At 71.6% G+C, this 22,202-nt stretch carries 18 protein-coding genes; 10 read left to right on the forward strand and 8 right to left on the reverse strand.

From position 1 onward, the window contains the following. Positions 1-116 precede the first annotated feature (116 nt). Genes ACZ63J_RS34920 through ACZ63J_RS34935 form a run of 4 tightly spaced genes read right to left on the reverse strand, consistent with a single transcriptional unit; the run spans position 117 to position 6,128 of the window. Positions 117-731 (reverse strand): LysE family translocator, encoded by a 615-nt coding sequence (locus ACZ63J_RS34920; RefSeq protein WP_465311751.1) that lies wholly within the window; start codon positions 729-731, stop codon positions 117-119. Between the two features lie 2 nt (positions 732-733). Continuing rightward, positions 734-1,495 (reverse strand): thioesterase II family protein, encoded by a 762-nt coding sequence (locus tag ACZ63J_RS34925; protein WP_465398985.1) that lies wholly within the window; start codon positions 1,493-1,495, stop codon positions 734-736. After that, positions 1,492-1,755, reverse strand: coding sequence for an acyl carrier protein (locus ACZ63J_RS34930; protein ID WP_465311509.1), 264 nt, complete (start codon positions 1,753-1,755; stop codon positions 1,492-1,494). Before ACZ63J_RS34930 ends, ACZ63J_RS34925 begins: the two co-directional genes overlap by 4 nt. After that, on the reverse strand, positions 1,752-6,128 hold the full coding sequence (locus ACZ63J_RS34935) for a non-ribosomal peptide synthetase (protein ID WP_465398986.1): 4,377 nt from the start codon (positions 6,126-6,128) through the stop codon (positions 1,752-1,754). The genes ACZ63J_RS34930 and ACZ63J_RS34935 overlap by 4 nt, the downstream gene beginning before the upstream one ends. A gap of 146 nt (positions 6,129-6,274) precedes the next feature. Here ACZ63J_RS34935 and ACZ63J_RS34940 point away from each other — a divergent pair, with 146 nt between their 5' ends. The 6 genes from ACZ63J_RS34940 (at position 6,275) to ACZ63J_RS34965 (ending at position 12,202) form a co-directional block, all read left to right on the forward strand. Beyond that, positions 6,275-7,477, forward strand: coding sequence for a MalY/PatB family protein (locus ACZ63J_RS34940; RefSeq protein ID WP_465398987.1), 1,203 nt, complete (start codon positions 6,275-6,277; stop codon positions 7,475-7,477). Positions 7,478-7,488: 11 nt separating this feature from the next. Then, a complete protein-coding gene (locus ACZ63J_RS34945; RefSeq protein ID WP_465338360.1) occupies positions 7,489-8,136 on the forward strand; it encodes a winged helix-turn-helix transcriptional regulator in 648 nt (215 codons plus the stop codon). Continuing rightward, positions 8,133-9,122, forward strand: a complete 990-nt coding sequence (locus tag ACZ63J_RS34950; RefSeq protein WP_465398988.1) for a PLP-dependent cysteine synthase family protein — start codon at positions 8,133-8,135, stop codon at positions 9,120-9,122. The genes ACZ63J_RS34945 and ACZ63J_RS34950 overlap by 4 nt, the downstream gene beginning before the upstream one ends. 112 nt (positions 9,123-9,234) lie before the next feature. Next, positions 9,235-9,825: a hypothetical protein gene (locus ACZ63J_RS34955; protein ID WP_465398989.1), complete on the forward strand. Its 591-nt coding sequence runs from the start codon at positions 9,235-9,237 to the stop codon at positions 9,823-9,825. A gap of 41 nt (positions 9,826-9,866) precedes the next feature. Continuing rightward, positions 9,867-10,988, forward strand: coding sequence for a serine hydrolase domain-containing protein (locus ACZ63J_RS34960; protein WP_465398990.1), 1,122 nt, complete (start codon positions 9,867-9,869; stop codon positions 10,986-10,988). Further along, positions 10,985-12,202: a GNAT family N-acetyltransferase gene (locus ACZ63J_RS34965; RefSeq protein WP_465398991.1), complete on the forward strand. Its 1,218-nt coding sequence runs from the start codon at positions 10,985-10,987 to the stop codon at positions 12,200-12,202. The genes ACZ63J_RS34960 and ACZ63J_RS34965 overlap by 4 nt, the downstream gene beginning before the upstream one ends. Before the next feature lie 213 nt (positions 12,203-12,415). Here the strand turns inward: ACZ63J_RS34965 and ACZ63J_RS34970 are convergent, their stop codons facing one another. Next, positions 12,416-12,898 carry a M15 family metallopeptidase gene (locus ACZ63J_RS34970; protein WP_465398992.1) on the reverse strand — a complete coding sequence of 161 codons (483 nt, stop codon included), beginning with the start codon at positions 12,896-12,898 and terminating at the stop codon, positions 12,416-12,418. 88 nt (positions 12,899-12,986) lie between these two features. On the opposite strand from ACZ63J_RS34970, the gene ACZ63J_RS34975 reads away from it, so the two are divergent. Continuing rightward, on the forward strand, positions 12,987-13,670 hold the full coding sequence (locus ACZ63J_RS34975) for a response regulator transcription factor (protein ID WP_465398993.1): 684 nt from the start codon (positions 12,987-12,989) through the stop codon (positions 13,668-13,670). A gap of 10 nt (positions 13,671-13,680) precedes the next feature. Beyond that, positions 13,681-14,760 carry a sensor histidine kinase gene (locus tag ACZ63J_RS34980; RefSeq protein ID WP_465398994.1) on the forward strand — a complete coding sequence of 360 codons (1,080 nt, stop codon included), beginning with the start codon at positions 13,681-13,683 and terminating at the stop codon, positions 14,758-14,760. A gap of 3 nt (positions 14,761-14,763) precedes the next feature. On the opposite strand, the gene vanX is transcribed toward ACZ63J_RS34980, so the two are convergent. Genes vanX through ACZ63J_RS34995 form a run of 3 tightly spaced genes read right to left on the reverse strand, consistent with a single transcriptional unit; the run spans position 14,764 to position 17,398 of the window. Next, entirely contained in the window at positions 14,764-15,372 is a 609-nt protein-coding gene (gene vanX, locus ACZ63J_RS34985) for a D-Ala-D-Ala dipeptidase VanX (RefSeq protein WP_465398995.1), read from the reverse strand. Further along, positions 15,369-16,397, reverse strand: a complete 1,029-nt coding sequence (gene vanA, locus ACZ63J_RS34990) for a D-alanine--(R)-lactate ligase (RefSeq protein WP_465398996.1) — start codon at positions 16,395-16,397, stop codon at positions 15,369-15,371. Before vanA ends, vanX begins: the two co-directional genes overlap by 4 nt. Beyond that, a complete protein-coding gene (locus ACZ63J_RS34995; RefSeq protein WP_465398997.1) occupies positions 16,394-17,398 on the reverse strand; it encodes a D-isomer specific 2-hydroxyacid dehydrogenase family protein in 1,005 nt (334 codons plus the stop codon). The genes vanA and ACZ63J_RS34995 overlap by 4 nt, the downstream gene beginning before the upstream one ends. Before the next feature lie 237 nt (positions 17,399-17,635). On the opposite strand from ACZ63J_RS34995, the gene ACZ63J_RS35000 reads away from it, so the two are divergent. Further along, on the forward strand, positions 17,636-19,234 hold the full coding sequence (locus ACZ63J_RS35000; protein WP_465398998.1) for a hypothetical protein: 1,599 nt from the start codon (positions 17,636-17,638) through the stop codon (positions 19,232-19,234). 868 nt (positions 19,235-20,102) lie between these two features. Beyond that, complete coding sequence (locus ACZ63J_RS35005; RefSeq protein WP_465399189.1) at positions 20,103-22,184, forward strand: LamG domain-containing protein; 2,082 nt, start codon at positions 20,103-20,105, stop codon at positions 22,182-22,184. Positions 22,185-22,202: the final 18 nt, after the last annotated feature.

Genomic DNA, 22,202 nt, shown 5'->3' on the forward strand with positions numbered 1-22,202 from the left:
AGCGAGCGAGCTCCGGCTCCCCGCCGACCCCGGCTCCGAAGGTCGCGAATGACCCATTCGGGACGCGAGACGTCCCCCATGACCCATTCGCGACACCGCAGACCCCGCGCAACTCCCTACGGAATCCCCTGAATGGCCAGCCCCACTCCGAACCCGAGCAACAACACACCCGTGCTGTACTCGATCCCCGACCGCACCTTCGGCCGCCGCAGCACCGCGCCGATGCGGTCCACCGTGAAGACGTACAAGCTGAACCACGTCAGATACAACGCCGCGAACACGCCGCAGTACGTCAGCGCCTTCCCCAGCACCGGCCCGTCGGTCGGCAGGAACTGCGGCAGGAACGTCAGGAAGAACACCGCCAGCTTCGGGTTCAGCGCGTTGGTCAAGAACCCCTTCCGCAGGCAGCGCAACGGCTTCCGGTCGGTCGGCTCGCCCGTCGGCTGGCTGGTCGCCGCGCGGCGGGCGATGCGGACCGTCTGGACGCCCATCCACACCAGGTAGATCGCGCCGACCACCTTCAGGACCGTGAACGCCACCGGGGACGCCACCAGGATCGCCGTCAGGCCGAGGGACGCCGCCGCGGCGTGGACCGACAGGCCCGTCGCCCCGCCCAGCGTCGTCATGAAGCCCGACCCCTTGCCGCGGACCAGGGCCTGGCGGGTGATGAGCGCCTGGTCCGGGCCCGGGATGATGATGATGACCAGCGCGGCCGCGATGAAGACCCACATGGTCACGCCGCCCTGTCCGCGGGAACGGTCGTCCGGACGACCGCCGCCAGTGCGCGCAGGACCACCGCCGGGTTCTGCCGGAAGTAGAAGTGGTCGCCGGCGAACTGCCGCACCGTGATCGGCTCCGTCACGTGGTCGCGCCACGCGCGCAGCTCGTCCTCGCCGATCGAGTCGTCCCGGCCGCCGAACACCGTCAGCGGCACCGGCAACGGCGCTTCGGGACGCCACTGATAGGTCTCCAGCACCTGGTAGTCGGCGCGCAGGTACCGGGCGACCATCGTCTTCAGCTCCGGGTCGGTGAGGATCTCGCCGGGCAGGCCGCCGTGGCGGCGGCCCACCTCCGCGACCAGCTCGTCGTCGGGCAGGCCGTGCACCGGCGGCTCGGTCCGCTTCGTCGACGGCGCCGGGAAGCCGGAGACGACCAGGCGGTCCGGCAGCCGGCGCCCGGTGCGCCGCAGCTCGCGGGTGACCTCGTAGGCCACCAGCGCGCCGAGGCTGTGCCCGAACACCGAGTACGGCGCGGTCGTCGGCATGACGTCGACCACCGCCGCCACCAGTTCGTCCATGGTGGACAGCACCGGCTCGGACAGCCGCGACCCGCGCCCGGGCAGCTGGACGGCGCTGAGCTCGACCCCGGTCAGCTGGCGCGACCAGCGGACGAACTCCGCGGCCGACCCGCCGCCGTGCGGGAAGCAGAACAGCTGGGGCCGCCCGGGCCGCGCCTGGCCCCGGACGAACCACCGGCCGGTGGCGCGTGGCTTCACGGTCGTTCGCCTCCCACCGCTTCGACGGTCACCAGGTGCTCGACGACCGCGTCGATCGTCGGGTTGCTCAGCACCTCGATCGGCTGCACGGTCCGGCCGAGCACCACCGACAGGTCGGCGACGAGCACCAGCGTCATCGCCGAGTCGACCCCGAGCGACTCCCACGGCGCGCCCGGGTCGACCTCCTCCGGGCCGATGTCGAGGACGTCGGCGACGAACGTCGTCAGCCACGCCCGCAGGTCCTCCTCGTGCGCGTTCACGAAACGACCTCCGCAACGTCGGGAAGCAGCTCGGAGGCGCCGAGGATCTGCTCCAGGTAACCGTCGAGGAGTTCGACGGTCGGGTACTCCAGCACGGTGGCGACGGCGACCGTGGTGCCGAACGCCGAGGAGATGGTGGCGACGAGCCGGGCCGCGAGCAGCGAGTCGCCGCCGGCTTCCAGGAAGTCGTCACCGAGGTCGGCGTGGCTCAGGCCGAGCACGGTGCACCAGATCTCGACGAGCTTGCGCTGCCGTTCGGTGCGCGGCGGCTTGGCCGGCCGACCGGCCGCCGACGCCCGGCCGCGCGCCTTGGCCAGCGTTGCGCGGTCGACCTTGCCGGTGCTGGTCAGCGGGAGCTCGTCGATGGCGTGGATCGTGCTGGGCACCATGTGCTTCGGCAGGTGCAGCCCCAGGAACGACCGCAGCCGCTCGCCGTCGAACCGGCTGCTCTCGTCCGGCGCGCGCCCGACGATCACGTCGAAGCCGACCGACGCCATGCCGCTGCCCTCGGGCGTCAGCACGGCCGAGTCCGCGAACCCGGCTTCGGCCAGCTCGGAGCGCCAGGTGGCCGCGTCGAGCAGCGGGTGCGCCGAGCGCAGGTCCGTGTCCTCGTAGCCGTCGAATCCCTGCTGCAGCCCCATGGTCAGGTCGAACCAGTCGTGGAACGCGGTCTGCTCGACCAGCAGCAGCATCCCGCCCGGCGCGAGCACCGACCGCAGGTTGCGCACGGCCCGCCGGATCAGCTTGGCGTCGTGCAGCATGCTGCCCGCGATGACCAGGTCGAACGCCCGGCCGTCGAACCCCTGGATGTCGGCGGGCTTGTCGACGTCGAAGAGGTCGAAGCCGATGTTCGGGTAGTCCGCGTACTGCTCCCGCGCCCGCTCGGTGAAGTAGGTCGAGATGTCGGTGAAGGTGTACTCGGCGTGCTCCGGCAGCTCGGGCACGACGTGCTTGGTCAGCGTGCCGTAGCCCGCGCCGACCTCCAGGATCCGCAGCGGCTTGTCCTCGGGCCAAGCCGCCGTGACGCGCCGGATCGCTTCGGTCGCGGCCAGGTGCACCGGGCCGAAGAGGTGCTCGTACACCGCGGGTGTGCGGTCGTTCGCGTACAGCTCGGCGGAGTGCATGCTCTGGGTGAGCACGCCCTCGACGTTCGCCGCGATGGTCATCAGCCAGTCGGTGAGGTCGGCGGGCACCCCCAGCTTGTCGCCGAGCACGCGGTGCGTGGCGGCGACCAGCTCGTCGGGGATGGCCGTCGGGAGCGCGCCCGGCAGCATGCCCCGCTCGGTCAGGTTCGCCGAGGCGCGGTGCAGCCATCTCTCGTACCGCGCGGCCACACCGCCCGAGCGCAGCAGCGCGGGGACGTCGACCTCGCCGGTCACCCCGAGCGAGGTCAGGGCCATCGCCGCGGCGTGGGCGTAGACGTTGTTGAGCTGCGTCCAGGCCGCGGCCAGCTCCGTGGCCGACGGGCCGGGCGCGGGCAGGGCGCCGTCGCACAGCGCGCGCCACGTCCGCTCCGACTCGGCCGGGTCGACGGTTTCCTTGCTGTACAAGGACTCCGGCCCGTCCACGGCGTCCCGGCCGGGGATGACGTAGCCGACCAGCCGCGCGCCGGCGCCGTCGTCTTCGGCCTTGACGGCGACCGCGCGGTCGACCCCGGCGTGCTGCGCGAGCACGGCTTCGATCTCGCCGAGCTCGATCCGGTGCCCGCGGATCTTGACCTGCCCGTCCCGGCGGCCGAGGAACTCGATGATGCCGCCGGGCAGGTACCGGCCGTAGTCGCCGGTGCGGTAGAGCCGGACGCCGGTGACCGGGTGACGCAGGAAGCTGGCGTCGGTCTTGGCCGGGTCGCGCCAGTACCCGCGGGCCAGGCCGGTGCCCTCGATGTACAGCTCGCCCGGCACCCAGTCCGGGCAGGGCCGCAGGCCGCCGTCGAGCACGTGGAACCGCTGGTTCCGCAGCGGGACGCCGTAGGGGATGCTGCGCGTGCCTTCGGGCACCTCGTCGACCTGGTGGTAGTTGGACCAGATCGACGCCTCGGTCGCGCCGCCCATGCTGATCACGGTGGCGTCCGGCCAGAGCTCGTGGATGCGGCCGGGCAGGTCGACCGGGATCCAGTCGCCGCTGAGCATCACCAGGCGCAGGCCCTCGGGGACGTCGCCGACGGCTTCGATGTGGTCGACGAGCATCTGCATCTGCGCCGGCACCGAGTTCCACACGGTCACGCCGTGCTCGCTCATCAGCTCGGCCCAGTGCGCGGGCTCACTCGTCTGGTCGGGGTCGGGCAGCACGAGCGCCGCGCCGGCGCCGAGCGCGCCGAACAGGTCGTACACGGAGAGGTCGAAGCTCAGCTCGGCCAGCCCGAAGACCCGGTCGCCGGCGGTCACGCCGAACCGCTCGGTGATGTCGGCGACGGTGTTCAGCGCCGACCGGTGTTCGATCATCACGCCCTTGGGCCGTCCGGTCGAGCCGGAGGTGAACAGCACGTACGCCAGGTCGGACGGCTCGGCGGTGCTCGACGGCGGGGCGTCGGGGGCGGTGAGCCGGTCGATCGGCACCAGCGTGGTGGCGCAGCCGGTCCAGTCGAGCTGGTCGGCCAGCCGGGACGTCGTGACGACCGTCGACGCCTGGCCGTCGGTGAGGATCCCGTTGCGCCGCTGCGCGGGCAGCCCGGCGCCGGCCGGCAGATACGCCGCGCCGGCGAGCAGGACGCCGTACGCGGCCGCGACCTGGTCGGCGCCCTTGTCCAGGCTGATGCCGACCAGCCGGTCGCGCACCGGGGAGCCGTCACCCGAGCGGAGGATCGCGTCGGCCACCGCGCCGGCCCGGCCGGCGAGCTCGCCGTAGGTGACGGTGCCGGCGCTGGTGATGACGGCGGGGGAGTCCGGGTGCTCGGCGGCCGCGGCCAGGAACGGCTCGTGCAGCAGGCCGTCGGGCAGCGGGCCCGCGGTGCGGTTCACCTCGTCGCGCTCGGTGAGCTGGTACTGCGGCGGGCTGACCCGCAGTTCGCCGTCCCAGCAGGCGCTTTCGGCGGCGAGCCGCTCCACCAGGCCGGTGTAGGCGGCGAACATGTCGTCGAGCAGGGTGCCCGGGAACAGCTCCTCGACGACGTCCCACGTCAGGTCGAGCGAGCCGGTGAAGTCGACGACCTGGTGGTCGAACCACACCTGCGGGGTCTGGCTGATCCGGTAGGTGATGTCGCCGAAGAAGTCGCGCGGGCCGGTGACGTCGGCGACCGTGCCCAGGCCGCTGGTGAACACGACCGGCATGGTGCCGAACGCGGTGTCCAGCCCGAGCCGGCGGCGTTCGCGCAGCGTGTGCAGCGCGCTGACATGCCGGTGGCGCAGGTCCTGCTGGAGCTGGCGCTGGGTGCGGCGCACGCGCTCCTCGAACGTGCCCTCGGCGGTGTCGACCTCCAGCAGGCAGATCGAGGTGAAGTCGCCGACCACCCGGCGCAGGTGCGGGTGCAGGATCCGGTGGCCTTCGCCGTCCTCGGCGAGCAGCAGCGGGAGCCGGTTGAACAGGGTCAGGTTCAGCGTGAACTTCAGCGTCCCGCTCCACGCGGCGAGGACCTCGGAGAAGGCCGTCGCCAGCACGGTCGTCGGGGTCAGCCCCTTCGCTTCGGACCGGTCGCGCAGGCGCTTCCAGGCGTCCGGGTCGAGCTGGAACTCGCGGTGGGTGAACCGCGGCTTGTGCACCGAGACCGGCGACGCGGCCAGCGGCAGGTCCGGCGGCGGCGCGAGCGTCGCGGCGCGGGACGTCCAGTACTCGAGCGCCCGCTGGGTGCGCGGAGAGTCGGCGTTGCGCTCGAGCGCGAGCACGTAGTCGCGGAAGGAGACGTCGATCGGCGGGAGCTCGTGCGCCGGGTTCTCACACAGCAGCTGCCATTCGCTGAACAGCACCGTGACGCTGGCCAGGTCGACCATCAGCAGGTCGAGGCTGATGTGCAGGCGGTCCGCGTCGGCCAGGCGGGTGATGCGCACGTCGAACAGCGGCCACTGCGACGCGTCGTACACGCGGTGCGACATGGCCGACCGGATCTCTTCGAGCTTGCCCTCGACCTCGCCGGCCGGCGCGTCCCGCAGGTCGACGACGTCGATCTCGAACCGGGGCGTTTCGGGCAGCACGCGCTGGCTGCCGTCGGTGCCGACGACCGCCCGCAGCATGGGATGCCGGTCGATGAGGCGGTTCCACGCAGTGGTCAGCGCGCCGGGGTCGAGCCGGCGGCCTTCGAGCTCGAAGTAGGCGTGCGGCGCGACGTTGCCCAGCACGAAGTTCGGGCCGCGGCCGACCCAGTACGCGTACTGGATTTCGGTCAGCGGAAAGGGGCTGTCGCCGTTAACCTCGGCGGGTTCGCTCGGTTGTTGCGCGGCCATCCGGATCGCGTTCCTCTCCGTCTCCGACACAGGTCACTGCGGGCCAGCATGCGGTGTCCAACCAGTGAGACGCACCTCCGGGCGTGCTATAGGGTCTGAGCACCTCCGGAGATGACATTTCCCTGCCACCACGGTGTTCTTGAGCCATGCGCGCATCGCAAGGGGCCCGGTACCTGATCTTCGACCGGCTCGACGAGCGGACCCTGCGGTTCCGCCCCGGGGTGAAGTGGGGCGCTCCCGCGCCGGACGTGCTCCCCGCGTCCATCGCGGACATGGACTTCCCGGTGGCGGAGCAGGTTCTGGCTTCCCTGCGCGGTTATCTCGACCAGGGCGACCTCGGCTATCCTAATTGGACGGACAACGCGAGCCCGTTGCGCGAGGCCTTCGCTCAGCGGATGTCGGCCCGTTATGGCTGGTTTCCCGCCCCGGAGCACGTCCGCGAGTTCACCGACGTGACGCACGCCGTGCGGACGGCGCTGGAGCTGAGCACGCGGCCCGGCGACGGCGTCGCGATCCACACCCCGGCGTTCGGGCCCTTCCCGGCGATGATCCGGCAGCTGGGCCTGCGCCTGGTGCCGATCCCGATGCTCGACACCCCGCGGGGCTGGAGGTTCGACGCCGACGACTTCGCCCGGCGCGCCGCCGGTGAGGGGTGCCGGGTGCTGATCCTGGTCAACCCGCACAACCCGACCGGGCGCGTGTTCACCCGGGCCGAGCTGACCGCGCTCGGCGAGGTCGCCGAACGCCACGACCTGACGGTGGTTTCGGACGACCTGCACGCCGACCTCACCTACGCGCCCCACCGGCACCTGCCCTTCGCGTCGCTCGATCCGGCGCTCGAAGCCCGGACCGTGACGCTCTACGGTGCGAGCAAGGCGTACAACCTCGCCGGCATGCGCTGCGCGGTCGGGCACGTCGGACCGGTGGCCCTGCGGGAAAAGCTCGCGGCGCTGCCGGCCGGGCCGAACGTCAACGTGCTCGGCATGCGTGCGAGCCTCGCCGCCTGGACCGAGGCCTCCGACTGGCTGGACACCGTGGTCGGCTACCTCGACGACAACCGGCGGCTGATCGGCGACCTGCTCGCCGAACGGCTGCCGGAGGTCCGCTACCACCTGCCGGAAGCGACCTACTTGGCTTGGCTGGACTGCCGGGCCCTCGCCGGCTGCGGCGCCGACCCGGCCGGCTACTTCCTCGAGCGGGCCCGGGTCGAGCTGGCCGCCGGCACCAAGTACAACCCCGGCGGTGACGGCTTCGTGCGGCTCAACTTCGGCACCGCGACCCCGGTGCTGCGCGCGATCCTCGACCGGATGACCGAGTCCGTCGCGGTGCCGCGACGGCTGGCGAGCTGAAGGGAACCGGCATGGCAGACCGACCGCTCGGCCAGTACTGCGGCCTGGCGCGGGCATTCGAGATCATCGGTTCGCGGTGGTCGGTGCTCGTCGTCCGGGACCTGCTCCTGGGCCCGAAGCTGTTCGCCGAGCTGCACGAGACGCTGCCCCGGGCGTCCGCGGAGATCCTGGCCCGCCGGCTGGCCGACCTCGTCGAGGCCGGCGTGGTCCGGCTCGGCGCGTCCGGCGCCTACGAGCTGACCGGCTACGGCCGGGCGCTGGAGCCGGTCCTGCTGGAGCTCGGCCTCTGGGGCGCGCGCTCGCTCGGCGACCCGAGCCCGGGTGACCTCTACTCGATCGACATCGCGATCCTCGCGTTGCGCTCGACGTTCCGGCCGGACCGCGCCCGCGGCGTCCGGGCGAGCTTCGAGGTGCGCTTCGGCGAGCTGGTCGTCGGCGCCCGCGTCGACGACGGCGTGCTCACCGTCGAGGAAGGCCCGCTGCCCGGCGCCGACCTCGTCATCGAGTCACCGCTGCTCAAGCACCTGATGGCCGGCGAACTGAGCCCGACCGACGCGTTGTGGCTCGGCCTGGTCGAGGCGAAGGGTGATCCGAGCATGATCACGACGTTCGTCCGGCTGTTCCCCATTCCCGCGGCTCCCGAAAGGATCGTCTCGTGATCGAGGACTGGAACGGCATCGAAGACCCGCGACGCGTCGCGGAGAGGATGCTCGAGGGCTTCGCCGACCTCCCGGTGCTCGACTGCGGCCCGATCGCCGACGGCCGCGGCCGGCTGCGCGCGATCTACGGCATGACCACCACGGAGTCCAGCTTCAAGTCGATCCTCGGGTTCGGGATCCTGCTGCTCGCCTACGAAGCCGGGCTGCTGAAGCCCGGCCAGACGGTGATCGAGTCGACGTCGGGCTCGCTCGGCGTGAGCCTCGCGCTGGCGGGCAAGATCCTCGGCAACCCGATCGAGCTCGTCACCGACCCGAACATCCCGGCGGTCACCCGGCGCAAGATCGAGCTGCTCGGCGCCAAGCTGCACATCGTGAGCGGCCCGCACCCGACCGGCGGCACGCAGCAGTCCCGCGTGGAGCTCCTGGAGGCGCTGCTGGCGGAGCGGCCCCGCATGCACTGGACGAACCAGAACAACTCCGACCTCAACCCGGCGGTGTACCGCCGCTGGCTGGTCCCGAGCGTCGAGCCCAAGCTGGACCTGGACTGGATCGACGCGGCGATCTTCGTGGTCGGCACCGGCGGCCACTTCGTCGGCCTCTCGGAAATGCTGCGCGCCAAGGGAATCCCGTGTTACGTGGCGGACCGGGTGGGCTCGGCGACGTTCGGCCTGGAGCCCGGCCCGAGCGTCCTGCGCGGCATCGGCAACATGAACTGCGTGCCCGAGGTGATCGGCTCCAACATGCACTTGGTCGAGGACGTGTACTACTCGACGGACGAGGAAGCCGCGGAGGGCGTGCGCGAGCTGGCGGGCCGTGGCATCTACGCGGGCGGCACGTCGGGAATCGCGCTGCAGGGCGCGAGGAAGCTGGTGGAGGCGACGGGAGCGCGCAACATCCTGACGTTCTTCCCGGACCGGGGTGATCTGTACGGTGACCAGTTCCTCGGGGCGTCGCCGGTGACCGAGCTGGTGAAGGTCGCCGCCTAGAGCCGCGGATCTCGTCCTCGGTGAACGTGGGCCGGCCACCGGGCCACGCGATCCGGCGCGGGAAACCGAGGATCGCGTGCTTGAGCGCCGGGCCCGGGCCCGTCCTGGCTAGGTGGCGCAGCGCCGCGACGCGGACCGGGAAGCAGTCGCCCCGGCCCAGCGGATACTCCCTCAGGATCGCCGCCGGCTCCCCCGGGTCGCCGGTGACGCGTCCCAGCGCGTGGGCGGCCTCGACGCGTGTCCGGTCGTCTTCCGCCCGGGCGGCGGCGGCCCCGTCCTGACCGAGGTCCGCGACCAGCGCGACGACCCGGTGCTGCGGGCTCGCGGCGAGGTGCCGGACCAGCGGGTCGGCACCGAGGTCCGGATCCGCCCCGGCCGTTCCCGGCCAGGAGTGCCGCCTCGCGGCGGACCCACGGATCCGATCATCGAGCAGCACGAGCAACCGCGGCCGGACGGCGTCCAGCGCGAGCGGCCACGCGGGGTCGACGAACCCGGGTGCGACGGCGCGCCGATCAGCTGCACCACCTCGTGCCGGTGGTGCCTGGCTCCGCCGGCGGCGAGGACGGCCAGGTCCGGCAAGGCAGCCGGCCCCGGCCGAGCAGACCCGCCACCCTGGTGGTGGAGCCGGTCGGACAACACCGAGAGAGCGCCGGCGGCGGTCTCGGCCTCGGGGCTCGCGCAGCAGGTCCGGGCCGCCCGGTAATTCGGTACGCCCCGTCCGCCGGACCGTCTACATTCGGCGACATGGCCGTCGAGGGGTTCGTCCAGGAGGGGTTCGCCGCCGTCGAAGGGGCGTTCGCGGCCAACCTGGCCGACGGGACGGATCTCGGCGCCGCGCTGTGCGTGACCGTCGAGGGGGAGACCGTCGTCGACCTCTGGGGCGGCTTTGCCGACGCCGCCGGGGCGCGGCCGTGGGAGCGCGACACCATCGTCAACGTCTACTCGACCACCAAGACCGTCACCGCGCTGACCGCGTTGCTGCTCGCCGACCGCGGTGAGCTCGACCTCGACGCCGCCGTGGCCCGCTACTGGCCCGAGTTCGCCGCGAACGGCAAGGAACACGTCACGGTCAGCCACGTCCTGAGCCACTCCGCCGGCCTGCCCGGCTGGCGGCAGCCGATGCGCACCGAGGACCTCTACGACTGGGAAAAGGCCACCTCGCTGCTGGCCGCCCAGGAGCTCGACTGGGAACCCGGCACCGCGTGCGGGTACCACGCGCTGACGCAGGGCTACCTCGTCGGCGAGGTCGTGCGGCGCGTCACCGGGCGCTCGCTGGGCGCCGTCCTCCGCGACGAGATCACCGGGCCGCTGGGGGCCGACTTCCACATCGGGCTGCCGGCGTCCGAGGAGCCGCGCGTCGCCGAGCTGGTGCCGCCGCCGGACGGGCCGCCGCCCGAGCTCGCCGTCACCGAGCTGCAGAAACGGGTGGGCGGCAACCCGGGCCCCGAGGTGGCCGAGGTCAACTCGCGGGCCTGGCGCGCCGCCGAGATCCCGGCCGGGGGTGGCACCGGCAACGCCCGGTCCGTCGCGCTGGTCCACACCATGCTCGCCAACGGCGGAGTCGCCGACGGCCGCCGCTTCCTGTCCGAGGCCGGCTGCCGGCGCGCCCTCGACGTGCAGGTCTCCGGGCGCGACCTCGTTCTCGGCATGCCGCTGCGGTTCGGCCTGGGCTTCGCCGTCGGCGACCAGGTGATGCCCAACCCGCACACCCTGTACTGGGGCGGGTACGGCGGCTCGCTCACCATCGTCGACCTCGACGCGCGCACCACGTTTTGTTACGTCATGAACCGGATGTCCGGCACAGTCGGCGACCTGCGGGGCGTCGGCCTCGCGATGGTCATGTGGGAAGCCATGGGAATCCTGTGACAGCACCAGAAGTCCGCACGACGACCGGCGACGACCTCGAGGTCTTCGTCGACACCTTCCACGCCGCCTTGGGGCGGTTCCCCGAGAAGTCGGCCGACGGCACCGGGGTCTGGTGGTCCGCGCTCGAGATGGACCGCAACCTGCTCGCCCTGGCCGCCGGCGGCCGGCCCGTCGGCACCGCCGGCGCGTACTCCTTCGAGCTCACGCTGCCCGGCGAAGTGGTCGCCCCGGCCGCCGGCGTGACCGCGGTCGGCGTCCTGCCCTCGCACCGGCGCCGCGGGGTGCTCAGCGCGATGATGCGGCACCAGCTCACCGAGCTGCGGGCGCGCGGGGAGTTCCTCGCCGTGCTGCTGGCGTCGGAAGCCCTGATCTACCGCCGGTTCGGGTACGGACCGGCGACCGCCACCTCGCGGTTGACGGTCCCGCGTCACAAGGCCGCCTTCGCGATCCCGCGGGCGGGCGAGACGGCGGACCCCGGTTCGATCGAGCTGCTGCCGCGGGACAAGTGCGTAGACGTCCTGGAGGAGGTCTACGACCGCTACCGCCGCGCCCAGCCCGGCGCGCTGTCCCGGCCGCACCGCTGGTGGGCGACCGGCGCGGGGAAGCCCCCGATCGCCCCGGCGCCGCGGTACGTCGCCGTCCACCGGGACGCCGACGGCGTGGCGGACGGCTACGCCACCTACTCGCTCGAGTCGAACACGCTGGTCGTCGACGAGACCATCACGACCGACCCCGCCGTCGCGACGGCCCTGGCCCGGTTCGTGCTCGGCCACGACCTGGTCACCGAGGTCGTCTTGAAGCACCGCCCGCCCGGCGACCCGCTGCGCTGGCAGCTCGCGGACTTCCGCGCCGGCCAGGTCGCCGACGACACCGACTGGCTCTGGGTGCGGCTGCTGGACATACCGCGGGCGCTGACCACGCGCGGCTGGTTCGCCGACGGCGAGCTGGTCCTCGAGGTAGACGACCCGTTCGCCGGCGAGCACGGCCGCCACCTGCTGACCGTCCGGGACGGCAAGGCCGAGTGCGTCCCGACGCGCCGGGATGCCGATCTGTCCCTCGACGTCAGTGACCTGGGTTCGCTTTACCTCGGCGGGACCGCCCCGAGCACGCTGGTGCGCGCCGGTCACATCCGCGCCCACCACCCGGACGCGGCCGCCGTCGCCGACCGCCTCTTCCGCGTCGAGCGCGCCCCGCACTGCGTGCACTGGTTCTGACCGGGCCCGCCGACTGCGCGTATGCGCGCGGCGGGCCGAGCACGCGCAAGCGGCGCTCGTCGGGGCACACGCACGACGCCCCTCGCGAGCCGGGGTTGACCACCTCCACGAGCAAGCCCAGCCCCACGACGAGCTGGCCCTGCCGGGAACACCGGCAGGCAGGCTCGGCCTGAAGCACCCGAAATCGCTGCCCACCTGGGCCCGCCGGGCCGCTCACCGCATCCTCGGATCGTGCGAAGGGTCGGCGTACATCGGCGGACAGCCGTGCTCGACGGCCTCCGGCCGTAGCTCGTAGTGCCACGGCTCATTGCGGTAGATCTGGCACAGCCCGTACCGAGCGCCGTTCTCAGCAAGCCAGGCCCGGGCCTCCACGGGCCCGATGTCGACGGCCTGCCCCGATACGTGCGCGGACCGGTCCGGCGTGGTCACCCACCGAGCCGCCTCCTCCTCCGAGCCGTACTTCGCGACCGCGTCACGGCGCAGGCGTTCCTGGTACCGCGGGGAGCGCCAGCCTCCGTTCACACGGAACCTGACGCCGTCGCGGGCCGCGTCGGCCGCCGCTCGGCGCAGGGCCGCGAGCAGGCCGGGCTCGAGGTTGGCCACGGCCGGGACCGCGTCGTCGAAGACAGTCGTGCCGGCAGGGAGGGCGCCGTCCGCCGTGCCGAGCAGGGTTCGTGCCGGTTCGCTGGAGACCATGGCTCCAGCCAAGGCAACGCGGGGTTGCCGGCCCGTATGCCGTTTCGGATACGCCGGCGATATGCCCCGGCCTCGTAGCATCGGAGACATGCGTGTGCTGATCGTCGAGGACGAGCCCCACCTGGCGGAGGCCATCCGCGACGGTCTGCGCCTGGAGGCGATCGCCGCCGACATCGCCGGGGACGGCGACACCGCGCTGGAGCTGCTGAGCGTCAACACCTACGACCTCGCCGTCCTCGACCGGGACATCCCCGGCCCGTCGGGGGACGAGGTCGCCAAGCGCATCGTCACCTCCGGCAGCGGCATGCCGATCCTCATGCTCACCGCCGCCGACCGGCTCGATGACAAGGCGTCCGGGTTCGAGCTGGGCACCGACGACTACCTGACGAAGCCGTTCGCGCTCCAGGAGCTCGTGCTCCGGCTCCGGGCGCTGGACCGCCGGCGCCCCCACAACCGGCCGCCGGTGCGGGAGATCGCGGGCCTGCGGCTCGACCCGTTCCGCCGCGAGGTCTACCGCGACGGCCGGTACGTGGCGCTCACCCGGAAGCAGTTCGCCGTGCTCGAAGTGCTCGTCGCCGCCGAGGGCGGGGTCATCAGCGCCGAGGAGCTCCTCGAACGGGCGTGGGACGAGAACGCCGACCCGTTCACCAACGCCGTGCGCATCACGGTTTCGGCCCTGCGCAAGCGCCTCGGCGAACCGTGGGTCATCACCACGGTGCCGGGCGTCGGTTACCGCATCGACACCCCACCGGAGGGCGAAGACCGTGGATAGGGCGCCCGGGATGAGCGTTCGGCTCAAGCTCACCCTCAGCTACGCCGGGATCGTCATGGTCTCGGGCACCTTGCTGCTCGCCGCCGTGACGGTGTTCCTGCTGGGCTACCAGCGGCTGGCCCAGGAGACCATGGGCGTGGTGATCGCGCCCCCGGGCCGGTTCCTCCTGCGCGCCTTCGCGCCGTCGGCGGCTGCGGTGATGGTGTTCCTGCTGGTGTTCGGCCTGGCGGGCGGCTGGGTCCTCGCCGGCCGGATGCTCGCGCCGTTGACGCGCATCACGCAGGCCACCCGCATGGCCACCAGCGGGTCGCTGTCGCACCGCGTCCGGCTCGCGGGCCGCAAGGACGAGTTCCGCGAGCTCGCCGACGCCTTCGACGCCATGCTCGCCCGGCTCGAAGCGCACGTCGCCGGGCAGCAGCGGTTCGCGGCCAACGCGTCCCACGAGCTGCGGACCCCGCTGGCGATCACGCAGACCCTGCTCGACGTCGCCCGCACCGACCCGGACCGCGACCGCGCCGACCTCGACGACCGCCTCCGCGCCGCCAACGCCCGGGCCATCGAGCTTACCGAAGCCCTGCTCCTGCTCAGCCGCGCCGACCAGCGGTCGTTCAACGGCGAGGACGTCGACCTGTCGCTGATCGCGGAAGAGGCCGCCGAGACGCTCCTGCCGCTGGCGGAGAAGCACGGCGTCACCATCGAGACGTCCGGCGACCTGACGTCCAGCATCGGCTCGCCCGTGCTCCTGCTGCAGCTGACGACGAACCTGCTGCACAACGCGATCGTCCACAACCTGCCGGAAAACGGCTCCGTGCAGATCGACACGGCCGTCCGGTCCGGGTTTGTCATGCTCACGGTGGAGAACACCGGCGAGAAGCTCAGCCCTCAGCTGGTCTCCACGCTCACCGAGCCGTTCCAGCGCGGCACCGAGCGCATCCGCGGCGGCGATCACGCGGGGGTCGGCCTCGGCCTGGCCATCGTCCGGAGCATCACCCGGGCCCACGACGGAATCCTCAATCTGGCACCCCGGCCGGCCGGCGGGCTCCGGGTGACGGTGCAGCTCCCGGTGCTGACCTCACCCACCGCCCTCTGACGGTCAGGTGATGGGGAAGTCGAAGTACGTGTCCGGATAGGGCTCGTCCTTGAGCGTGTAGTGCCACCACTCGTGGTCGTACCGGGCGAACCCGCAGGCCTCCATGACGGCGCAGAGGTCGCGCCGGTTCTGCGCCGCGACCGGCGTGATCCCCGCCGCCCCGTGGTGGGAGACCGGATCCATCAGGTCGTGCCCGCCGCCCATGGCCGCGAGCTCACCGGTGGCCAGGTGGCACAACGTCAGGTCGACGGTGCTGCCCCGGCTGTGGCCCGACCTGGCGGCGACGTAGCCCTTCTCGAACATCTCGGACCGCCGGATGTTCGGGTAGTGCCGCGCTTTTGTCCGCCCGTCCTCCGGCTCCTTCGACCACTGCCGGAACCGGTCGACGGCGCGCTGCGGGCGGTAGCTGTCCCACAGCACCAGGCCGAAGCCGAGGGATTCGGCCTTCTCCTGCGCCGTCTCGAGTGCGACGCACAACGCCCGCGTGCCGACGATCCGGTTGGCCAGGTAACCGTCGACCGGTCGGCCGGTGAAGTTGTCCGGGGTGGCGTACTTGGCGTCCCACCGCACGCCGGGCACGAGCTCGTCCACGAAGACGAAGTCGTCCTTCATCGGAGTTTCCCCTTCAAGGCCAAGGAAACGAGCCGGTCGATCACGTCGCCGAGGGACAGCCCGGCGGCGGCCATCATCCGTGGGTAACGGCTGTAGGAAGTCAGCCCGGGCAGGGTGTTGACCTCGTTGAGCACGACCGAGCCGTCTTCGGTGAGGAACATGTCCACCCGCGCGATCCCGCGGCAGCCCAGGGCCTGGTAGACGGCCTTCGCCGTCTCCTGGACGAGCGCGCGCGTCTCGGCCGGGACGTCGGCGGGCACGATCGCCACCGAGTTGTCGGACCCGGTTTCGGGCGTGCTTTCCTGGTGGATCCGGAAGAACCCGTGGGACAGCGCGATCCGGTCCACCTCACCGACGACCAGGTCCGTGTCGTTCCCCAGAATCGCGCAGCCCACTTCGCTGCCGGCAACGGCGGCTTCGACCAGCACCTTCGAGTCGTACTGCCGCGCGGTTTCCACCGCACCGGGCAGATCTTCCTTCTGTGTCACCTTGCTGACCCCGAAGGACGACCCTGAACGGGCCGGCTTCACAAAAACGGGATAGGTGAGCGAATCGGGGTCGAGCTTCTCGTCCGCCGCGACGATCCAGAAGTCCGGCGTCGCGATCCCTGCCGCGCGGGCGACGGTGTAGGCGAGCGACTTGTCCATGCACAGCGCGGAACTCTGGATGTCGCAGCCGATGTACGGAATACCGGAAAGCTCCAGCAGGCCCTGCGTGGCGCCGTCTTCCCCGAGCTTGCCGTGGAGAACGGGGAACACGACGTCCAGCCCGATCGACTCGTACCGGCCGTCCTCCAGGACGAGCAGCCCGCGCACCCCGCGGTCCGGGACCAGCACGGCGGGCCGGGAGCCGTCGAACCCGGGCCCGGCACAAAGCCGGTAGGCGCCGCTTTCGGTGATCCCGATCCAGACCGGCTCGTACTTCCCGGTGTCGAGGTTCTTCGCGACCTCCCGGGCGGACTTGAGGGAGATGGGATGCTCCTCGGAAACGCCGCCGAACAGAATTCCGATCTTCACCCTGGTCATGCTTTCCCGCTTTCGAAGTTCAGGCAGTTGACGATGGAGTTTTCGACGGTGTCGCTCAGCGCGTGGTCGGTGTAGTAGGCCGTGTGCGGGCTGATGAGCACGTTCGGCAGTTCCTGCAGCCGCAACAGCGTTTTGCTTTCCAGGGTTTTGCCCCGGCAGTCGGCGTAGAAGATTCCCTCTTCGCCTTCGACGACGTCCAGTGCGGCACCGCCCAGCCGTCCGCTTTCCAGCGCCGAAAGGAGGGCTTCGGTGTCCAGAAGCGGACCGCGTCCGGTGTTGACGACAAACGCGCCGGGCTTCATCCGGTCGATGCGCCGGCGGTCGAGGAGGTGGTGCGTGTCCGCGGTGAGCGGCGTGTGCAGCGTGACGACGTCGCTCTGCCGCACCAGCTCGTCGAGCGGGACGTGCCCGGCCGCGGGCCGCAGGTCGTGCGCCAGGATCCGGCAGCCGAACCCCCGCAACCGGTCCATGACGGCGGCGCCGATGCGGCCGGTCCCGACCACCCCGACGGTCAGGTCACGCAGTTCCTTCCCGCGCACGTCGTGCAGCCGGTAGTCGTGCACGTCGGCCCGCCGGACGACGGACTTCGCGTGGCGCAACGACATCAGCATGAGCATCACGGTGTAGTCGGCCACGCTGTCCGGCGAATAGGCGACGTTCCCGACGGTGATCCCGACGCTTCCCGCGTACTCGACGTCGATGTGGTCGAACCCGATGCTCCTGGTGGAGATGTATCCGACACCGGCCTGGCTGAGGGCGAGCAGCGTCGAGTTCCCGATCGGGGTCTTGTGCCCGACACTGACACATCGATGCCCTAGAGCCAGCCCCACGGTGACCTCGGACAAGGCCACCTCGGTGACGGCGGCGATCACCCCGAGGCGAGGCGCGATCTCCCGGAACAGCGCGGCCTCATCCGGCCCACACCCGAAAACGGCGATCCCGGTGCCGGACCGCCCGGAGGCGACCACGCGGCCGCGTTGTGCTGCATCGCTGTGAGGCATGCGCCCCAGTCAAGGCAGCCCGCTGTTGCCGGCCCGTATGCGGTTTTGGATACACGGACGATAGGTCCTCTCGATCACCCGCGCGGGTGATCTTCGAGTGTGTTGTCAAGTTTCCGCACGCCGTCCCGGTTTGGCACTTGCGCACCGGATGGGCTCTTGCGCACTTCTCGTCCGGACAGATTCCGTGGGGCGTTCGCCTGGGACCAGCGCCGGAACGAATGACCACCCGCGCCGGAGTTGGCCGAGATGTCCAGAGTGGGAGTTTTGGCAATTGGCGATATATGTCTGTTTTGCCGTCTCCCCATTCGCCACCGCGACAGTGCGCCGATTCGGCGTCCGGCCGTGACTGCGCTGATCGGCCTATTTCGGATCTTCGCCGGGTTTGGCATCGTGATCGCGGGTTCGTCGGGGGCTCAGCAACGGCTGGTTGCTTTTGACGAGGGGGATCTCGTGCGTTCTTCCGGTGCGCGTTGGCGCGCTCTTTTGCTCTGCGCCGCGATGGGCGCCGCAACCGTGGTGACGGTCACACCGGCACATGCCGCGCCGGCCGCGGTGGTGCCGGATTCGGCGCCGGACGAGGCCACGGCCGTGACCTACGCGCGTGAAGGCGGCAAGCAGGTCGAAGTGTCGTCGGAGACCACCGAGACGTCGCGGACGCTGGCCAACCCGGACGGCTCGTGGACGATGACGCAGTACGTCCACCCGGTGCGGGTCAAGCAGGGCGCCACGTGGGCACCGGTCGACACGACCCTGGTGCGGCGCGCGGACGGCTCGCTCGGGCCGAAGGCGATCACCGTCGATGTCAAGCTCAACCCGGGTGGCGCCGGCTCGGCCGCCGAGCCCGTCGTGAAGGCGGGGGAGGACGGGAAAGAGGTCGGGCTGAAGTGGATCGCCGACCTGCCGGTCCCGACGCTGACCGGCGACACGGCCGTCTACCCCGAGGTGCTGCCCGGCGTCGACCTGACCGTGAAGGCGGTGGCCGCCGGCTTCACCGAAAACCTGGTCATCAAGACGCCGGAGGCGGCGAAGAACCCGAAGCTGCGGGAGATCCCCTTCGGGTTGCACACCCGCAACACGACCGTCGAGGTCGCGGAAGGCGAAGGCCGCGGCACCCCGGCGCAGCCCGCGCCGACCGACGGGCTCGAGGTCAAGGACACCGCCGGGCAGGTGGTGTTCTCCGGTGACGCGTCCCGGATGTGGGACTCCACCGGCGCCGGTTCGCCCGCCGAGCAGCAGCTCGGCGAGGGCGGCGGACGGCGGGAGGCGGTGATGGACGTCGCGCTCACTCGGGACAAGGTCACCATCACGCCGGACCAGGCGTTCCTGGCCGACCCGGCGACGCGGTACCCGGTCTCGCTGGACCCGGACAGCTGGTGCGACTCGTGCGGGATCCAGTCGCACGTCGTGGTCCAGTCCGGCTACCCCGGTGCGAAGAACTGGGAAGAACTGGAACGCCTCGACCGGGGACCTGTCGAACCTCAAGGCCGGCTACGAGAACTACGACAGCGCCGGCACGTCGAGGTCCTACATCCAGATGAACAGCGCCCGGCTGGCCGGGACCGTGGTGCACAGCGCGTCGCTCAACACCACGATCCAGCACAGCTACTCGTGCTCCCCGGCGCCGACCGGCCTGTGGCTGGCGAACCCGGCGACGCCCGATACAACATGGAACGCGCAACCGGGCTGGGTGTACCAGGTTTCGACGATGAACGTCGCGAACTGCCACGACGCCGGGGGCGTGACGGGGCAGTTCGACGCCACCCGGGCCGCCAAGGACGCGGCCGCGAACCGGTGGCAGAACACGTGGTTCGCGCTGGCGGCCGCCAACGAAGGTGACGGGATGGCCGCCTGGCGGCGGTTCGACCTGAACCCGTACTTCGCGGTGAACTACGACTCGTACCCGAACCCGCCGGCGAGCCTGACGATGCAGAACGGCCAGCTGCCGTGCACCTCGGGGGCGAACCGGCCGTGGGTCTACACGAAGACGCCGCAGATCGCGGGCCGGTTGTCCGACCCGGACGGTGGCACGGTCTACGGCAAGTTCGCGCTGGCCTACGGCGCGCTCGGCCACAACGTCTACATCCACGAGAACGCCGCGAACCTCGTCCCGGTGGGCACCGCGGGCCCCAACCAGCAGGCGACCGCGCAGCTCGCCGCGGTCCCGCCCGGCTGGATCAACGAGGACGGCGTCTACAACTGGTCGATGCAGGCCTACGACGGTGAGCTCTGGTCGAACTGGGTCGGCAACTGCGAGTTCACCGTGGACACCAAGGTCCCGCTGCCGCCGAACGTCGCGATGGCCTCCTGGACCGATCCGAAGGTGCAGGGGGACGCGGCCGACTTCAGCGTGTGGACCTACCTGGCCACCGACGGCCTCTACGACATCGACCACTTCATCTACACGACGGACGGTTCCGAGCCGCAGCCGCAGGGATCACCCACCGCGCCGGCGGTCCAGAGCACCGACGCCAACGGGAAGACGATCGCCACCGCGGCACTGAAGACGATCGCGGTGAACGGCAACCAGAACCTGATCAGGGTCAAGTCGGTGAACAAGGCGGGCATGCCCAGCCCCAACGCGACCTGCCTGGTCATCCCGGACTCCAACCCGGCGCTGGACGGGCCGTCCTGCTCCTACCATGTCCAGCCGCTGACGCCGGCGAAGAACCTGGTCGCGGCGTGGGGTGCGGACGAGCCGTCGGGAATGTCTCTTGTGGACAGTGCCGCCGCGACGCCGGGCAACACCGGTCTCGCCGCGCACCCGGCGACGCTGTCCGGTGGGGTGACCCGGCAGCCGGGTTACAACCACGGGACCACCTGGACCCACCCCGACACCAGCGGGTACAGCGAGGGCGCGAAGGGCGCGATCGAGCTGGACGGCACGAGCGGCTACGCCCAGACGTCGGACCGGGTCCTCGACCCGGCGAAGTCGTTCACGGTGGCCGCTTGGGCGAAGCTCGCCGACACCGCGCACTCGCAGACCGTCCTCGCCCAGGACGGCACGCAGTCGGCGCCGTTCATCCTGCAGTACAACAAGGAACGCAACGCCTGGGCGCTGCGCGTCACGGCCGGGGACCAGGCCGCGCCGGGTGACGTCCGGGTGGTGGCGAGCGGGCCACCGCAGGTCGGGGTGTGGACGCATCTGGCCGCGACCTACGACGCCGCGACCGGGGCCGCCACGCTGTACGTCGACGGGGCCAAGCAGAGCACGGAGATCGCCCGGCCGTGGACCGCGACCGGCCCGGCCGTGCTGGGCGCCGGCAAGTGGGCCGGGGCCCGCACCGACTTCTTCCACGGCCGGCTCGACGACCTGCAGGTCTGGCAGCGCACCCTGTCCGGCCAGGACGTGCACGACCTGGCCGGGACGGCGGTCCCGCTCGCGAACTACGGGCTGGCCGAGGGGTGCGGTCCGGAGCTGGCCTCGGCGACCTCGCGGGTGCCGTCCCTGCAGGCGAGCTGGGCGCTGGGGCAGACCAGCGGCAACGCCGCCACGGACAGCACCGGCTACGGCAACGACCTCACGATCGCGGGCGGCCACACCTGGGTGCCCGGCCACGACGGCGGCGGTCTGCAGCTCGACGGCATCAGCGGTTACGGCGCCACCCCCGGTCCGGTGGTGGACACGGCGAGCTCGTTCACCGTGTCGGCGTGGGTGAACCCGGCCGACCTGAACGCCGGTTACACCGTCCTGTCGCAGGCGGGGGCGCACACGGCGAACTTCGTCCTGCGCTACGACAAGCCGGCCAACCGCTGGGCGTTCGGGGTGTCCGCGGCCGACGACGCCGCGGCGTCGATGACCTGGGCGACCGGAACCTCGGTGCCCCAGGCGGGGAAGTGGACACTGCTGACGGCGGTGTTCGACCGGGCGGCGACGCGCATCCGGCTCTCGGTGAACGGCGTCCGCGAGGCCGACGCGCCCGTGCCGACGGCGTGGACGGCGAACGGGCCGCTGCTGCTCGGCGCGGAACCGGGCGGGAGCAACCCGTTCAAGGGCCTCCTCGACCAGGGCCGGGTCTGGGCGCACAGCCTCACCGACGACCAGATCGCCGCGACGAACGGCTTGAGCTACCTCGACTCCGTCACCCAGGCGACCGCGACGGCGAGCGGTGGTGTGTCGCTCGCGGCGGAGACCGACGGAGCCGGCCAGCCGGTCGGCTGCGCGGCGCAGTTCGACCGGACCTGGACCGGCCGGCTCGCCGGGCCGCGGCCGGCGAACCTGCGCACGGAGAAGTCGTTCACCGTCGAAGGCTGGGTGAAGCACACCTGGACGGCGGCCGACATCAGCGCCTACGGCCCGGTCGACCCGGCGACGAGGACGCTGATCAGCACCGACGAGGCGCAGTTCTCGCCGTTCTTCCTCAGCTACCGGCCGTACAAGGACGCCGACGGCCACGACCACGGCGCGTGGAGCCTGATCTTGACGACGCCCAGCGGCTCAGGGGTCTTCGCGGCCACGGAGTACAGCGATCACGACGCGGTGGACAACCAGTGGACCCACCTCGCCGCGACCTATGACGCTTCGACCAAGACGATGGCGCTCTACGTCAACGGCGTGCTGCAGCAGGGGAAGTTCTACACCGGGTCCGGGAACGCGTCCGGGGTCGACGTGGGCGCCAGCACCGGCGGGCTGTTGCTGGGCAGCGGGATCTGGACCGGCGTGCGCACCAACATCCTCAGCGGTTCCGTCGCCGGCGTGCGCGTCTACTCCGGCCTGCGCGGCGCCGACGCGATCACCACCGACAAGCGGGCCGACGACCCCGGCACCCTCTTCGACGTCACCCACTAGCCCAGCACCGGCTTCCGG

Source organism: Amycolatopsis sp. NPDC104863 (assembly GCF_055582965.1).

Excerpts from the sequence above, each read along its gene's own strand:
- ACZ63J_RS34940 (WP_465398987.1), top strand. The coding sequence starts at position 6,275 with ATGCGCGCATCGCAAGGGGCCCGGTACCTGATCTTCGACCGGCTCGAC.
- vanX (WP_465398995.1), bottom strand. The coding sequence starts at position 15,372 with ATGAAGGACGACTTCGTCTTCGTGGACGAGCTCGTGCCCGGCGTGCGG.
- ACZ63J_RS34920 (WP_465311751.1), bottom strand. The coding sequence starts at position 731 with ATGTGGGTCTTCATCGCGGCCGCGCTGGTCATCATCATCATCCCGGGC.
- ACZ63J_RS34980 (WP_465398994.1), top strand. The coding sequence starts at position 13,681 with ATGAGCGTTCGGCTCAAGCTCACCCTCAGCTACGCCGGGATCGTCATG.
- ACZ63J_RS34945 (WP_465338360.1), top strand. The coding sequence starts at position 7,489 with ATGGCAGACCGACCGCTCGGCCAGTACTGCGGCCTGGCGCGGGCATTC.
- ACZ63J_RS34975 (WP_465398993.1), top strand. The coding sequence starts at position 12,987 with ATGCGTGTGCTGATCGTCGAGGACGAGCCCCACCTGGCGGAGGCCATC.
- ACZ63J_RS35005 (WP_465399189.1), top strand. The coding sequence starts at position 20,103 with ATGTCTCTTGTGGACAGTGCCGCCGCGACGCCGGGCAACACCGGTCTC.
- ACZ63J_RS34995 (WP_465398997.1), bottom strand. The coding sequence starts at position 17,398 with ATGCCTCACAGCGATGCAGCACAACGCGGCCGCGTGGTCGCCTCCGGG.
- ACZ63J_RS34935 (WP_465398986.1), bottom strand. The coding sequence starts at position 6,128 with ATGGCCGCGCAACAACCGAGCGAACCCGCCGAGGTTAACGGCGACAGC.
- vanA (WP_465398996.1), bottom strand. The coding sequence starts at position 16,397 with ATGACCAGGGTGAAGATCGGAATTCTGTTCGGCGGCGTTTCCGAGGAG.
- ACZ63J_RS34960 (WP_465398990.1), top strand. The coding sequence starts at position 9,867 with ATGGCCGTCGAGGGGTTCGTCCAGGAGGGGTTCGCCGCCGTCGAAGGG.
- ACZ63J_RS34970 (WP_465398992.1), bottom strand. The coding sequence starts at position 12,898 with ATGGTCTCCAGCGAACCGGCACGAACCCTGCTCGGCACGGCGGACGGC.